This window comes from Streptomyces sp. NPDC090032 (genome assembly GCF_044748025.1).
Classification (GTDB): domain Bacteria; phylum Actinomycetota; class Actinomycetes; order Streptomycetales; family Streptomycetaceae; genus Streptomyces.
The window spans coordinates 87,373-100,878 of the sequence record NZ_JBIVFF010000002.1; the positions used below are offsets into that span (position 1 = coordinate 87,373).

The window sequence follows — 13,506 nt, forward strand, 5'->3', positions numbered from 1 at the left end:
TCCTCGGCCGGTCCGCCACCATGCCATTCCATTCGGGATATTCTGACCGCAAAAGGCCGATTCGGTCGTAGGTCCGGGTGAACACATGTCGAGGGTGTGAGAGGCAGTCACTCATGGTGATCCAGGTTCTGGTCGCCGACGACAGTGAGATCGTCCGTCGTGGGCTGAGCAACATCCTCGCCTCGGCGGACGACATCCACGTGGTTGCGGAGGCATGGGACGGCCGCAGCGCTGTGGACGCGGCACGCAGCCTCAATCCCGATGTGGCACTGCTCGACATTCGCATGCCCGGTATGGACGGCTTGGCTGCCACCCGTGAGCTTCAGGCCCTACCCGCACCCCCGCGTGTGCTGATTCTGACCACGTTCGCGGCAGACGAGTACGTGGATGAGGCAGTTCAGTCCGGAGCGAGCGGCTTCCTCCTCAAGGACGCCCCGCCGGAGGAGTTGCTGCGCTCGGTCCGGTTGATCGCGGCCGGAGGGGCGACGCTCGACCCCTCGGTGACCGGGCGGGTCATGGAGCAGCTTGCCCAGCACGCGGTCCGGCTCACAGAGCAGGAGCAGCGTTCCCTGGACGCCTTGACCGGCAGGGAACGAGAGGTGCTGGGCCTCATCGGACGAGGGTTGTCGAATGCCGCCATCGGTGCAGCCCTCCACGTGAGCGAGGGGACCGTGAAGAATCAGGTCAGTCGGCTGCTGACGAAGGTCGGAGCGGACAACCGGGTGCAGGCCGCACGACTGGCCTTCCGCGCTGGATTGGGATGCTGACTGCCCACACTGCCCGCACTGCCCACCCACCCGCCGTCCGCCGGCGATGGGAACAGCCGTGCACCCTCACGCCGCGTGAACCTGGAACCACACCCACTTGCCGCGACACCCCGCGGTCGCCACCCCCCAGGCCCCCGCCACGGTGTCCAGCAGGTCCAGTCCGCGCCCCGTCTCCATGTCCGTCACCTCAGCATCGGTGTGGTCGCTGCTGGACCGCGCACCCGCACCCATCAGCGGTTCCGTGTCGAAGACGGCGCCCGTGATCACACCAGCCGACCGGTCGAAGTCGACGGAGACCTCGATGGCCGCTCCCTTTGCGTGACGGATGGCATTCGACACCACCTCGGTCAGCAGCAGGGCGGCCATATCGGTCTCCCCGCAGTTGGCGGGGACCGTCTGTTCCAGGACCTGCCGCGCCTCGGCCGCCGCACGGGGATGCCGCGGCAGGACGGCGACGCCACTGTGTTCGTTCATGAAAACTCCAGGTTTCTCAGCTGCCCGAATGAGCCGAATCGCCCCCTGCTTTCCCTTCCAGAGTGACGGCGCGACACGGGCCAAACCGTGTGCAGTTGCTCCGGTCTGCGTCAGCTTGGAGTCACCGAGCAGGATGACTTTCGTCATGTGCCCGGCTGAGGCATCAGGCTGCGGTTCGGGCAGGTTCAGGCCCCGGAGGACCGGCGTCATCCGCGGGCCGAAGGCGTGACCTCGCGTCGCACAGGTCAAGTCCCGGCCGCGAGGGGTCCCGACTCGGTCGGAGGAGGCACGTGATGCCCGTCGGGTCGTCGGGATCGCCAGTGGTCAGGGCGTATCCAGACCTGCTCGGTAGGCGATCCTCGCTGCCTGCACGCGGCTGTCCGCGCCGAGCTTCGCCAGGATGCCGGTTACGCGCCCCTTGACCGTCCCCTCGGTCATGCCGAGCTCACCGGCGATGTCGATGTTGGTGAGCCCGCGGGCCAGCAGGCGCAGAACCTCGAGTTCGCGGGGGGTGAGCGTCGCGACCCGTGCCTGCTCCGCCGGGTCGATCTGCGCGGCGCGCCGGGTCAGACCGTCCACGAGATGCCGGGCGACCGGCGGGCCGAGCGCGGCGTGCCCGGCGTATACGTCACGCACGGCACGCAACAGTGCGTCGGGCGGGGTGTCCTTGAGCAGGAAGCCGGCCGCCCCCGCGCGCAGCGCCTCACGTACCTGTTCGTCCTCGTGGAACGTGGTGAGCATCAGGACCTTCGGCGGTTCGGGCAGTGCGAGCAGCCGGTGGACGGCCGCGAGGCCGTCGAGCCTCGGCATCCGGATGTCGAGAAGGACCACGTCCGGCTGCTTCTCAACGGTCTGTGCGACGGCTTCCTCGCCGTCCACGGCCTCGCCGCACACTTCGATGTCCTGGCTGGCGTCGATGATCCAATGCAGCCCGCGGCGGGTGATCTCGTTGTCGTCGGCGAGCAGGACGCGGATGGTCATGGTGCTCCTCGGCGGTGGGGGATGACGGCCGAGACCTGGAAGCCGCCCTTGTGCGGCCCTGCTGTGAGTGTGCCGCCGAGGAGTTCGACGCGCTCGGCCAGGCCGACGAGGCCGTGCCCGCCGCGGGGCAGGTCCGACGACGGCCGGCCGGTGGGTGCGGCATTGGAGACTTCGGCATGGAGACCGTCCCTGCGACAGTCCACGGATACCAGGACCGGGGCACCCGGAGCGTGCTTCGCCGCATTGGTCAGGGACTCCCGCACGATGCGGTGCAGCGCGCGCTGCACGGGCGGCGGAAGGGTCTCGGGGTAGCCGTTGACGTGCAGTTCCACAAGCTGTCCGCGCTCCCGCGCATGGGCGACGAGGCCAGGGAGCTCCCCGGAGTCCGGTTGCGGCTCCGTCGGCGCCTGTGCGGCGGTGACGTGGGCCTGGGAGAGCACACCGAGGACCCCGCGCAGCTCCTCCAGCGCCTGGCGGCCATCGGCCCTGATGAGCTCGACGGTACGCCGCACCTCGGGCTCTGTGCCCACATCCCCCACTTGCAGGGCCCCGGCGGCGAGCACGATGTTGCTGACCCGGTGCCCCACCACGTCGTGCATCTCGCGCGCGATCTCGGCCCGCTCCTCGGCCCGGGCCCGCTCGTCCAGCAGCTGGTTCTCGCGCTCCAGGTCGGCGAGATGCGCCTGCACCGAGGCCATCAGATCGCGCCGAACGCCCACCGCGTACCCGACGGCGAGCGGACCGATGATCAGTGCGAGCGAGTCCGCCGCCTCGCGCACACCGGCATCCGGCATACCGCCTCGAATTCCCGCCAGACCTGCGACGAATCCGGCCGCGGCGAACCCGGCCAGGACGCGAAGCCGCCTGTCCACACTGCCGATGGTGTACATGGCAACCGCGAGTGCCGCCGGCGTGAAGGCGACCGCGTGCATGATCAATACGACGACGGCGACCAGGTGCGGCCGTTGCCGTCGCCACCACAGCGTGGCACCTACGGATCCGGATACCACCGCGATCACAGGCGTCGGTAGGCCCGTGAGCAGCCCGCTGTACGGCTTCACCCAGGAGTCGACGACGCCGAGCGCGACGACGAGCGCGGTGACCATCGCATCGACGCGCTGAGGTGACCAGCGGGATCCCGTCGGTACGGACATATCGTCACCGTATTTCAGAACCACCGGGCTCACCCTTTCGGGCCGCCTGCGCACGACCCAGCTGCTGTCCCGTCCCGGTGCCACGGACCCGCGTGGAGGAGCCTGTAGCGCTACCGGGGCCTGGCGACTCGGACAGGGTGTGTTGCGAAGTAGCGCCATCGGCCCGGGAGCGGACCTCGCTGCTCAGTCCTGGGCGGTGACGCGGGACTCGGAACACCGCCTCGACCTGCCGGCGGCCCTCCGGCATCCGGCTGGTCCTGAGGGGCCCCACATCTCCACACGTTCGGTCATGCCCACAACACCCAGACTCCGCTGCGTCGGCTGCCTTGATCAGGGGGCCGCTGCCTGCCGTCGTCGCGGATCGCGAGCCGCACCCCGGCAGGCCCGTCGGCACGCACCGATTACCCCACGGCGTCCGCGTCCTCACCACGGGCCTGCCAGCGGCCTGCGCCAGCACCACGATTTCCACGACCGACGTGGTGGGCCACCAGGTCGTGCGGCTCACGGGCCAGGTCCCGGCGCCCGTGTGCCCGACGGGCTCCAGATCCGTGACCCGCTTCCCGTCATACACCCGCAGTAACGGCGTATGGGCAGTCACCACCGCCGTCACCGTCGCCGCGGGCGGGGTGACATCGGCCGGGACGAGATCAAGAGAGGGACCGGATACCGCCGCCACTCCAAGAGCCGGCACAGCTGCGCGGCCGTTCGCACCGCGCTGCGCCACAGTATCGGCGACAGCAGGAACAGCAGGGCGATCGACTCCCCCAAACCCCACACGCGGACGGGGTGCCCGGCCACCAGCAGTCCGACCGTCGTCGCCAGCGTCACCACCGCCGCGCCGGCAGCCCTGCCCTCCAGCCGAACCTGCGGCACCGGCACCGCGCACACGCACACCACCAGCCCGCTCGCCAGCGCGGCCGCGTGCTGCAATGGTTGCTGCTGCTTCAGCGCGACGTACTCCGCCACCACCAATCCAGGCAGCAGCACCACAAGCAGACCGCTCCGGATCCGGTTCCACATTCTCTCGTCCTCACCTTGTCTGCGTTCCGGACCGGCGCCCGGCCGATCGGTCCTGACGACCGGGCAGCCCAAACACGACACGCCCCTCGTCCAGGTGTGGCACCGGGCGGACACGTCGTTCGCCCCCTCGCCGCCGGTCCGGCGCCCTCAGACCTCGGCGAGGGCAGGGTTCCGGATGCCCGTAATGGACGGCCTGGAGGTCACCCGACGGCTGAATGCGCGGGCGGCGCCCCCAGGTGTTGATCTGCTCAAAAACTCCGGGCCGGCCCAGCGGATCGAGGCCGTCTGGGCTGTTGTCAACGGCGAGTCCCTGATGGCCCCTGTGGTCACGGTCCGGCTGCTCGCCCACATCGCCGGCCGCAGCGGGGCAGGGCGCCAGCCCGCCGAACAGCTCACCGAATGCGAGAAGGAGGTTGTCGTTCTCGTCGCTCGGGGCGCCACCAACCAGGAGCTCGGCCGGTCCCGCACCCACCGCAGGGGAGTGCCGATGTGGGGGACGGTGCCGGGTGGTTGCCCGGCACGTCCCGCATCAAGTCTGAGCGCCCGAACCGGCCGCTTGCCCCCACCCAAGGTCCGGGCATGGGCCTGACGAAAGTCATGGCCCAAGGCAATCCCGCCGCAATACGGCGGATGCCGCTGCGAACCCGACGCGGGAGAGCGATGCCTGCACCCGAGGTTGCGGACCCGGGGGGGGGAGGGGGGGGAGGACGACACGCGGGTTCGCTCCTGCTGGCTGGGGACTCCAAACCGCGACCAGCTTCCACACATGCTCCCCGCTCTGACCGCGGCACGAAGCCGGCTCGGTCTGACGTGCGCGGTGTGTGAAGAGGTACTGGATGTCCCGTACGGAGAAACCGAATTGGTCTTGACCAATGGGCGTCCAGCTCGGGCACCATATGGCTGGATCTCCATCCGCCCCCATTGAGTGAAGGCGAATCCTCCCTCCATGCGCATATCCGCAGCCGCCGCGGCCGCCGCCGTGCTCGGCTCCTCTCTCACGCTCATGACCCCCATCGCCTCGGCCGCAGAGGCCCAGTGCGACAACCCCCTCGGCATCGCCGGCCAGTTCAACGAATTCATCGAGGGGGACGCCAGCCGCACCCCTGACAGTGAAGGCGCCGTCGCCGTCGGTGGCGACGCGGACTTCGGCAAGGGATTCAGCGTCGGGAGCCATCTCAATGGCACGGGCCAGTTGCCCGGCGGCAACGCCCTGGTCGTCGGCGGCACCCTCCGTACGGGCGATGCCGCCTACACCGTCGTGGAGAAGGGAAACGTCGCGTACGGCCAACTCTCCGGCAGAGCCGTTGAGTTGAAGGGAGGGAAGGCAGCGCAAGGTGGCTCGCCCGTCGATTTCAGCGCAGAATTCGGCACGCTGCGCGGCCTCTCCGACCGACTCGCGGCGGCCACCGCGAACGGCAAGGCCAGCCGCACACAGTCCGGCGGTGACTCGACACTCACACTCAACGGCCAAGACCCGAAGCTGAACGTCATCAACGTGACCGCCGAACAGCTGCAGAGCGCCAAGCACCTCGTACTGGACGTCCCCGGCGGATCGTCGGCCGTGGTGAACGTCTCCGGGACGTCGTACGACATGAATGCCGGCGGCACGTATGCCATTGACGGCCCCTCCGGAGCGGGCCTCAACAGCAAGGTCCTGTGGAACTTCAAGGACGCGACGAAGGTCGTCAAGAAGAGCGAGACACTGTGGCCGGGAACGGTCCTCGCACCCGACGCGCACGTCGACCTGGGCACGGGCGGGCCGCTCGAGGGGACCGTCATCGCCAAGTCGCTGACGGCGGTGGGCAGCGCGGAGACGCACTACTACCCGTTCACCGGGTGCCTGCCCACGTCCGCCTCCGTGCCCGACTCCGAGGCGCCCGCGCCGGCCCCCGGTAACGGGACCTCTTCGCAGCCGGCGCCACCGTCGAAGACCCCCTCGAAGCCCGCCGCGTCGCCGACCTCGCAGGGAGACTCGGGCGACGACCTGGCAGAGACGGGCAGCGGTAGCAGCGCTACGCCGATCGCGCTGAGCGCGGCAGCGGTGCTCGTGGTCGGTGGCGGCCTCGTCTTCTACGCCAAGCGCCGCAGGCCGGGGCTCCAGCGCTGACGTCGTCCGAACCCTCGGCTGCAGGCCCCGAAGGGGTCTCCCTCTGGAGGGGGACCCGGAGCCGAGGGGGCCTGCGTGTTCGCGTCGAGGGCGGTGGGCGGGCGGGGCCTTGCAGCCGGAGGGCGTCCCGGTGGTGGAGACGGTCCGAGAGACCGGGCTGAAGCAGGCGATTCCGGGGACGTGTGGTGCCATCGCGCAAGGCGCGGGCGGTGCACGACCCGGGAGTGCTCCCGCTGGATGGGGCCCGGCCATCGCTCTTGGAGGGGCGCCGCCCGGCCGCTGCGGGAATCATGCAGGCCGAGCCGGTGGTGTTCGGTCCGGTGGTCGGGATCCCGTCACCGTAGATCGGAACCACCGGACTCACCTCACCCTTTCGGGCCGCCAGGGCGCGGGATCCGGGACGCAGGGCGACGATGGGGGAGTGAGGCGCACGGCATGATCACGATCCTGGTCGCGGACGACGAAGCCGCGGTGCGAGAAAAGCTGCGGAAGATCATTGACTCGAGCCCTGATCTGCGGGTGATCGCAGAGGCGTGGGACGGCCGCTCCGCGGTTGACCAGGCCAGTCGCCTGCTTCCGGACATCGTGGTCATGGACGTACGGATGCCGGGCGCCGACGGGATCAAAGCCACTCGTCGGCTGAGGGAGCTGGCCTCGCCGCCCGCCGTACTGATGCTCACCGCCTTCGGCCTGGACCAGTACGTCGAACAGGCACTGGCCGCGGGTGCCTCCGGTTTTCTGCTCAAGGACACCCCGCCCGCCGATCTGCTGAGCGCGCTGAGGAGTCTCGGTGAGGGCCACGCGGTGTTCGCCCCCGCAGTCACCGGCCATGTCATCGACCTCGCCGCACGTGACGAGACAGTGGGCGAACGACGCGAAGGCATCGATCTCGCTGGCATGTTGACCGGACGTCAGCTGGACGTGCTGCGACTGCTGTGCCGCGGGATGTCCAATACGGACATCGCAGCTGAGCTCGGGATGACCGAGGGCACGGTGAAGGGGCATGTGACCCAGCTACTGTCCCGGCTCGGCGCCAGAAACAGGGTGGAGGCGGCCAGGATCGCCTACCGGGCGGGTATGACGGGCGATGATTCCTGACCGACGACGGGACCTCGTGGGAGGACCGATCGCTGTGCCAGTTGCCCGGTCCTGAGCCCTCCGGTCGAGACCGATCACCCACCCCGACCTTCGCCAGGGGTTCCCCGTACCAAGGGCAGGGGTTCCCCGTACCAAGGGCAGGCTTTGAACCCACGGCTGTGGCAGGGCCATCGTCCCCGCGGTCCTCGCCTGCTCGGCGAGCGCGCCCGGTGGGGCCGGTTCAGGTGTCGCGCAGCCGCCCCAGATCAGTCACCGCGAGCAGCCGCCCATGCTGGTCGTGCACCAGAGTGCGCGCCCACGACCAGCCGTCGGGGGGATCGGTTGTCCTCGACCGGACGATCTGGGGACGGGCCGGCCGCACACCTGCATCGAGGAGCCAGATGTTGATGTCGCGCAGGGTCGTCGGCTCCGACAGGGCGCCCGCCCGGCTCAGACGCTTGAACCGCGGTACGGAAGCCAGGAGTGAGGGTGCGAAGTACGACGTCGAACAGCGCACCAGGGTCGCGGAGTCGCGGAACACCCGATGGCGCAGGACGAGGGTGTGGCATGTCTCCTCGAGTCCGAACAGCTCTGGGATCTCGTGTGCCATCCGCTCGTACGTCAGCTGCGTCGAAGCGGTCGTCCTGGGATCCCGCGCTGCGGTCTGCAGCGGTGTCGAGCGCGGTGCGTACGCAAAGGTGCCGCGCTTGCTCGTGTAGATGTGGCGCCTCTCACGCAGATGCCGCAGGGCGCGCCGCACGGTGTCGCGATGGGCGCCGTACATCTCAGTGAGGTCGCGTTCGGAGGGGATTCGCACGTCCGAGGTTCCGGGTGCCGCAGCGACGAATTCCATGATCTGATCCGCGATTTGCAGATATCGCACTGTGGGGCGGGGCATCGATTCGTACCTCGTGGACTGCTTCGGAAGCGGGGGCTGCGGATTGCAGGCCCTTCCATCGAGTCTCGAGGCGGTATCGGCTTCAGAAGGGGGACCTGGGTGGGGGGGTGACCCCTGACGAAAGTCACAGGTCGCCCCGCATATGCCCCTTTGGCGTCGACGATCTGAGCTGTCCGTTTTATACGGACCACGCGCAAGCGACCCGGAGAATTTCTCGGAGGTCACGCGAATGCGGGACGGGCGACGCCGGTTCGCGCAGGTCGCCAGGGGCGTACTTACGCAACCTCCTTGGGGGAACTGTGTTGTACGCCGGGCATGTGCCGTGCCGCCTTCCCGCATGGAGGCATGGTCTGGGGCCGGCCACTCACGTAACGCACGGGTAACGACGCGCAGCGTGAATCAGGTGTGCTTCCCGGCGTAATTCCCTTGGAATTCCATGGCGCCCACCGTGCTAGCGTCCGTCGCCGCCGACTCAGAAAGCGAAAGGAAACCCTGTGGGCCATCTGCACCATTTCAGTGCCGGCTGGGTGTCTCCCGTCCTCGCCTACGCCATGGCGAGCATCGGCGCGGCACTCGGACTGCGTTGCACCGTAAGGGCGTTGGCCGTCGAAGGCCGCTCCCGGCGCAACTGGCTGATGACCGCCGCCATAGCCATCGGCTCCGGAATCTGGACGATGCATTTCGTCGCCATGCTCGGCTTCGGCGTCTCAGGAACCGCCATCCGCTACAACGTGCCCCTGACTCTGCTCAGCCTGCTCGTAGCAGTCGCCGTGGTCAGCGCCGGCATGTTCACCGTGGGTTTCTACGGCGGTGCGCGGCTTCGGTCGCTGTCCCTCGGCGGGCTCGGTACGGGGCTCGGCGTGGCCGCGATGCACTACCTGGGTATGGCAGCGCTACGGCTGCACGGAAGCATCGGGTACGACTTCGGTCTGGCGGCCCTCTCCGTCCTGATCGCCGTTGTCGCAGCCACAGCCGCACTGTGGGCCGCACTCACGGTGCATGGCGTCACAGGCGCCGCGCTCGCCTCGCTGGTGATGGGCCTCGCCGTCAGCAGCATGCACTACACCGGCATGCGGGCCGTGCACGTCACCGTGACGGGGGAGCGGACCTCGCTGCCGGGGGCGACCGCCATGGAGTTCATCTTCCCGCTGACCGTACTGCTCGGCTCTTTCCTCTTTCTCACCTGCGCCTTCGTGGCGCTCTCGCCGACGGCGCGTGAACGGGCGGAGGAGGCGTCCGCTGCTCGGGTCGGTGGAGCCGAACTGCCCGCCGGTTGACCATCCTTGCCGTCCCCCTCATCACCGAACGAGGCATCTATGCGTGCACGCAGCTCACTTGGCAGGCTGCGCCCCAAGTCCGTGAGAGCGAAGATCGTGGCGCTGCTCATGGTTCCGATCATCTCCCTGATGGCCCTCTGGGCCTTTGCGACGGTCAGCACGGCCCGCAACGTCTCCGAACTGGCCCAGTTCAAGGACGTCGATGCGACCCTGCTGACTCCTGTCGACACCTTCGTCTCCGCCGTGCAGGACGAACGCTCGGCCGCCGCACGCAACGTCGCGGCACCAGGGTCCGAACGCGCCGCTGCGTTGCGCGAGGCGACGCGGGCGACGGATGCCTCGGCAAGGAAGCTCCGCGACAGCATCGCCACCGGAACCTTCGAGTACGGAGCCCTCCATCCTGAACTCCCGAGACGTATCGACCAGTTGCTGGAGTCGGCCGACGCGCTGCCGGGGCTGCGCAAGCAGGTGAGCGGAGTGGACGCCTCCTACCGGGCGTACACGGCCGTCGTGGAGAGTGGTTTCGCCGTGCGAGGGGCGGTCGCCAGTTCCGCAGGTGTCCAGGCTGCCTCCCCGGCGCGCGTGTTGCTCGAGTTGGCAAGGGCCCGGGAGATGCTCGCGCGCGAGGACGCCCTGCTGGGCGTGGCCCAGGCAGCCGGGCGGATGTCCCGTGCGCAGCAGACAGAGATCACCGGAGCCGTCCACACCCGACGTGATCTCCTCGCCGCCGTCGACGATCTCCGTCCGGTGGACCGGGACGCCTACCGCACTGTCCTCGCGGGGGAGGACTATCGCGCACTGCGCAGCGCCGAGGACGCCGTTCTGCAACCGGGTTCGGGCACGTCTGCGGCCGCCGCGGTGTCCACGTCGAATTGGGAAGCGCACAGCCATGCCGTAGAACAGCAGCTCCGACGAGTGGAGGCCGGCGCGGGCAATGTGGCAGCCGCGCGACTCGACCCGTACTCCTTCGATGTACTGGGCGGATCGGGCATCGCGGTGGTCCTGGGACTCGCCGGCGTGCTGCTCTCCCTGCTGATCTCGGTCCGCATCGGACGGGCGCTCGTCGTCGAACTCGTCGACCTGCGCAACGACGCCCTCCGCCTCGCCGGCCACGAACTTCCCGCAGCGATCGAGAAGTTGCAACAGGGCGGACAAGTCGACATCGACGCACCCGTGCCTGTCCGCAGGCGAGGCGCGGACGAGATCGGACAGGTCGGCTCCGCGCTCGTCGCCGTACACCGCGCCGCGCTCAAGGCGGCCGCGCAGCGCGCCGAGGTCCTCGGCCGGATCTCCGGCGTCTACGTCAGCCTGGCCCGCCGCAGCCAAGTGCTTCTGCACCGCCAGCTCGCCCTGCTCGACACCATGGAGCGCCGCAGCCAGGACCCGGTGGAGCTGGAAGATCTCTTCCGTCTCGACCACCTCACCACGCGTATGCGGCGGCACGCCGAGAGCCTGATCATTCTCTCCGGCGCCGCACCTGGCCGAGGCTGGCGCAATCCGGTGCCGTTGATGGATGTCGTACGGGCGGCCGTCGCCGAGGTGGAGGACTTCGCACGCATCGACGTCCGCGACATGCCGGAGGTGCGGATCCCCGGCAAGGCGGTCGCCGACCTCACCCACCTCCTCGCCGAACTCGCCGAGAACGCAGCGGTGTTCTCGCCCCCGCACACCACGGTGGAGGTGCGCGGCGAGCCGGTCGGCACCGGCGTCGTCATCGAGATCGAGGACCGTGGCCTTGGAATGGGCAAGCAGGCACTCTCGGAGGCCAACGCCAGAATCGAGGACTCGGGCCGCGTCGACCTCCTGGACACCGAGCGGCTCGGTCTGTTCGTGGTCAACCGGCTCGCTCATCAGCTCGGTGCGCGCGTGGCACTGCGGACCTCGGTGTACGGCGGCGTCACCGCCGTCATCCTGCTTCCCGAGGCACTGGTGACAGCGCCGGCGCAGATGGCCGAGTCCGACTCCCAAGAGGGGCTGCCTCGTAGGACTGCGGTACGGGCCAGGGCAGTTGAGGCAACTCCGCCCGCACGGCCCGAGGCTCCTCTTGCCCCGCCGGCGCCCCAAGGGCCACCTGAACTCCCGCCCGTCCAGGTATCGGCCGGCCGGCAAGCCGACCCACCAGACGGTCGCCGGCCCTTGCCGCGACGCGTACGCGAGACACACCTGACGCCCGAGACACAGGAATCACAGCGGGAGGCTGCCGCCCAGCCGTCCAGGCCCCGGCGTTCGCCCGAGGAGGCCCGAGCCACCATGTCCGCGCTCCGCACCGGCTGGGCCAGAGGCCGTCGTCTCGATGCCCAGGGCCCGTCACAAGGAGAAGAGGGATCATGACCGACGCCACGCACCGCCCCAGTGGACTCAGCTGGCTGCTCGACGAGTTGGTCGGCCGAGTAGCCGAGATCAGACACGCCGTCGTGCTGTCGTCCGACGGCCTTGCGGTCGGGGTCTCCTCGGGCCTTGGCCGCGAGGAGGGTGAGCGCTTCGCAGCCATCGCCTCCGGATTCCATAGCCTTGCCAAAGGCACTGGACGCCATTTCGGAGCGGGCCAGGTCATCCAGACCATGGTCGAGCTCGAAGGCGGCTTCCTGTTCGTCTGCGCGGCGGGCGACGGCTCGTGCCTGGCAGTGTTCAGCTCGGCCGATGCCGACCTCGGCCTGGTCGCGTACGAAATGGCGCGCCTGGTCCAGCGCGTGGGGGAACACCTGGAAACACCCACCCGGCACAGTGCAGAGGCGCCCTCGCAGAAATGAGTGGCAACACCCCTCAGTGGTACGACGACGAGGCAGGACCGATGGTCCGGCTCTACGCGATGACAAAGGGCCGGGCACAGCCGGCCGGTGAGATGTTCGATCTGATGGCCGTCGTTCATGCCGTCCCCGAGCAGCCCCGCCAAGCTCCGGTGCTTTCGCCCGAGCAGCGCGCGCTGGCCCAGTTGTGCGGTACGCGTCCCCGGCCGGTTGCCGACCTGGCCTCCGAGTCCGGTCTTCCGCTGGGTGTCGTACGCGTACTGCTCAGCGATCTGCTCGCCGCCGGTCTGATACGCGTCACCGCCCCCGTACCACCGGCACGCCTGCCCGAACCCGACCTCCTCAGGAGAGTGATCGATGGACTCCACGCGCTCTGAAGCCTTCCTGGCTTTGAAGATCCTTGTGGCCGGCGGCTTCGGGGCCGGCAAAACGACCCTGATCGGCGCCGTCAGTGAGATCCGGCCGCTCAGCACCGAGGAGAACCTCACCGAAGCCGGCCGCCCCGTGGACAGCCTCGACGGCGTCGTGCACAAGACCACGACGACGGTCGCCCTGGACTTCGGCCGCATCACCATCGACAACGACCTCGCCCTCTACCTCTTCGGCGCACCCGGCCAGGACCGCTTCCTGTTCCTATGGGACGAACTCGCTCAAGGAGCCCTGGGAGCCGTGGTGCTCGCCGACACCAGACGCCTCGAACAGTGCTTCCCCGCCGTGGACTTCTTCGAGCGCCGCCGGCTCCCCTTCGTCGTGGCCGTCAACTGCTTCGACGGCGCACGCGACTACAGCGCGCAGGAGGTGGCGAAGGCACTCGACCTGTCGCCCGAGACCCCCGTCGTGCTGTGCGACGCCCGCGAACGAGAGTCCGGCAAGGAGGTGCTGATCGCCCTCGTCACCTTGGCGGGCGGTCCCCGCTGACGGGGGTTCCCGCGGGTCGGCGGTGTCGATGCGTCCTGCGCGCTGTCGTCACGCGGTAAGCGGCTCCGGCTCCGGCCCTGCAGGAC

The 13,506-nt window shown here is 69.2% G+C and carries 14 protein-coding genes; 9 read left to right on the forward strand and 5 right to left on the reverse strand.

All coding sequences use genetic code 11. The annotated features are described in order from the left end of the window. Positions 1-116: 116 nt before the first annotated feature. Positions 117-767, forward strand: a complete 651-nt coding sequence (locus tag ACIPWY_RS04100) for a response regulator transcription factor (RefSeq protein WP_362905353.1) — start codon at positions 117-119, stop codon at positions 765-767. A gap of 66 nt (positions 768-833) precedes the next feature. Here ACIPWY_RS04100 and ACIPWY_RS04105 read toward each other — a convergent pair whose 3' ends face one another. The 4 genes from ACIPWY_RS04105 to ACIPWY_RS04120 all read right to left on the reverse strand — a co-directional run bounded on the left by ACIPWY_RS04105 (position 834) and on the right by ACIPWY_RS04120 (position 4,396). After that, positions 834-1,241 (reverse strand): ATP-binding protein, encoded by a 408-nt coding sequence (locus ACIPWY_RS04105; protein ID WP_362905303.1) that lies wholly within the window; start codon positions 1,239-1,241, stop codon positions 834-836. Between the two features lie 324 nt (positions 1,242-1,565). Then, positions 1,566-2,222, reverse strand: coding sequence for a response regulator transcription factor (locus ACIPWY_RS04110; RefSeq protein ID WP_362905301.1), 657 nt, complete (start codon positions 2,220-2,222; stop codon positions 1,566-1,568). After that, on the reverse strand, positions 2,219-3,376 hold the full coding sequence (locus tag ACIPWY_RS04115; protein ID WP_401532178.1) for a sensor histidine kinase: 1,158 nt from the start codon (positions 3,374-3,376) through the stop codon (positions 2,219-2,221). Before ACIPWY_RS04115 ends, ACIPWY_RS04110 begins: the two co-directional genes overlap by 4 nt. 606 nt (positions 3,377-3,982) lie before the next feature. Then, positions 3,983-4,396, reverse strand: a complete 414-nt coding sequence (locus tag ACIPWY_RS04120) for a hypothetical protein (protein WP_401532179.1) — start codon at positions 4,394-4,396, stop codon at positions 3,983-3,985. 175 nt (positions 4,397-4,571) lie between these two features. Between ACIPWY_RS04120 and ACIPWY_RS04125 the strand changes: the two genes are divergently transcribed. The 3 genes from ACIPWY_RS04125 (at position 4,572) to ACIPWY_RS04135 (ending at position 7,601) form a co-directional block, all read left to right on the forward strand. Continuing rightward, positions 4,572-4,985: a hypothetical protein gene (locus ACIPWY_RS04125; RefSeq protein WP_362905295.1), complete on the forward strand. Its 414-nt coding sequence runs from the start codon at positions 4,572-4,574 to the stop codon at positions 4,983-4,985. Between the two features lie 357 nt (positions 4,986-5,342). Beyond that, positions 5,343-6,503, forward strand: coding sequence for a choice-of-anchor A family protein (locus ACIPWY_RS04130; RefSeq protein WP_362905293.1), 1,161 nt, complete (start codon positions 5,343-5,345; stop codon positions 6,501-6,503). A 435-nt stretch (positions 6,504-6,938) separates the two neighbouring features. Further along, positions 6,939-7,601 (forward strand): response regulator, encoded by a 663-nt coding sequence (locus ACIPWY_RS04135; protein ID WP_393703190.1) that lies wholly within the window; start codon positions 6,939-6,941, stop codon positions 7,599-7,601. Positions 7,602-7,821: 220 nt separating this feature from the next. Here ACIPWY_RS04135 and ACIPWY_RS04140 read toward each other — a convergent pair whose 3' ends face one another. Then, positions 7,822-8,817: a GntR family transcriptional regulator gene (locus ACIPWY_RS04140; protein WP_401532180.1), complete on the reverse strand. Its 996-nt coding sequence runs from the start codon at positions 8,815-8,817 to the stop codon at positions 7,822-7,824. 155 nt (positions 8,818-8,972) lie between these two features. Between ACIPWY_RS04140 and ACIPWY_RS04145 the strand changes: the two genes are divergently transcribed. The 5 genes from ACIPWY_RS04145 to ACIPWY_RS04165 are packed head-to-tail and all read left to right on the forward strand — an operon-like array spanning position 8,973 to position 13,420. After that, positions 8,973-9,755 (forward strand): MHYT domain-containing protein, encoded by a 783-nt coding sequence (locus tag ACIPWY_RS04145; protein ID WP_362905287.1) that lies wholly within the window; start codon positions 8,973-8,975, stop codon positions 9,753-9,755. Positions 9,756-9,794: 39 nt separating this feature from the next. Continuing rightward, the gene (locus tag ACIPWY_RS04150) at positions 9,795-12,086 is read left to right on the forward strand and encodes a nitrate- and nitrite sensing domain-containing protein (protein ID WP_401532181.1); all 2,292 of its coding nucleotides are present in this window, start codon (positions 9,795-9,797) and stop codon (positions 12,084-12,086) included. Continuing rightward, positions 12,083-12,505, forward strand: a complete 423-nt coding sequence (locus tag ACIPWY_RS04155; RefSeq protein ID WP_362905283.1) for a roadblock/LC7 domain-containing protein — start codon at positions 12,083-12,085, stop codon at positions 12,503-12,505. The genes ACIPWY_RS04150 and ACIPWY_RS04155 overlap by 4 nt, the downstream gene beginning before the upstream one ends. Next, a complete protein-coding gene (locus tag ACIPWY_RS04160; protein ID WP_362905281.1) occupies positions 12,502-12,879 on the forward strand; it encodes a DUF742 domain-containing protein in 378 nt (125 codons plus the stop codon). Before ACIPWY_RS04155 ends, ACIPWY_RS04160 begins: the two co-directional genes overlap by 4 nt. Continuing rightward, entirely contained in the window at positions 12,860-13,420 is a 561-nt protein-coding gene (locus ACIPWY_RS04165; protein ID WP_362905279.1) for an ATP/GTP-binding protein, read from the forward strand. Before ACIPWY_RS04160 ends, ACIPWY_RS04165 begins: the two co-directional genes overlap by 20 nt. The last annotated feature ends 86 nt before the right edge of the window (positions 13,421-13,506 follow it).

Bases quoted from the DNA above. Each gene is read 5' to 3' on its own strand.
- ACIPWY_RS04105 (WP_362905303.1), bottom strand. From the start codon at position 1,241: ATGAACGAACACAGTGGCGTCGCCGTCCTGCCGCGGCATCCCCGTGCG.
- ACIPWY_RS04110 (WP_362905301.1), bottom strand. From the start codon at position 2,222: ATGACCATCCGCGTCCTGCTCGCCGACGACAACGAGATCACCCGCCGC.
- ACIPWY_RS04115 (WP_401532178.1), bottom strand. From the start codon at position 3,376: ATGTCCGTACCGACGGGATCCCGCTGGTCACCTCAGCGCGTCGATGCG.
- ACIPWY_RS04120 (WP_401532179.1), bottom strand. From the start codon at position 4,396: ATGTGGAACCGGATCCGGAGCGGTCTGCTTGTGGTGCTGCTGCCTGGA.
- ACIPWY_RS04125 (WP_362905295.1), top strand. From the start codon at position 4,572: ATGCCCGTAATGGACGGCCTGGAGGTCACCCGACGGCTGAATGCGCGG.
- ACIPWY_RS04130 (WP_362905293.1), top strand. From the start codon at position 5,343: ATGCGCATATCCGCAGCCGCCGCGGCCGCCGCCGTGCTCGGCTCCTCT.
- ACIPWY_RS04135 (WP_393703190.1), top strand. From the start codon at position 6,939: ATGATCACGATCCTGGTCGCGGACGACGAAGCCGCGGTGCGAGAAAAG.
- ACIPWY_RS04140 (WP_401532180.1), bottom strand. From the start codon at position 8,817: ATGCGGGAAGGCGGCACGGCACATGCCCGGCGTACAACACAGTTCCCC.
- ACIPWY_RS04150 (WP_401532181.1), top strand. From the start codon at position 9,795: ATGCGTGCACGCAGCTCACTTGGCAGGCTGCGCCCCAAGTCCGTGAGA.
- ACIPWY_RS04155 (WP_362905283.1), top strand. From the start codon at position 12,083: ATGACCGACGCCACGCACCGCCCCAGTGGACTCAGCTGGCTGCTCGAC.
- ACIPWY_RS04160 (WP_362905281.1), top strand. From the start codon at position 12,502: ATGAGTGGCAACACCCCTCAGTGGTACGACGACGAGGCAGGACCGATG.
- ACIPWY_RS04165 (WP_362905279.1), top strand. From the start codon at position 12,860: ATGGACTCCACGCGCTCTGAAGCCTTCCTGGCTTTGAAGATCCTTGTG.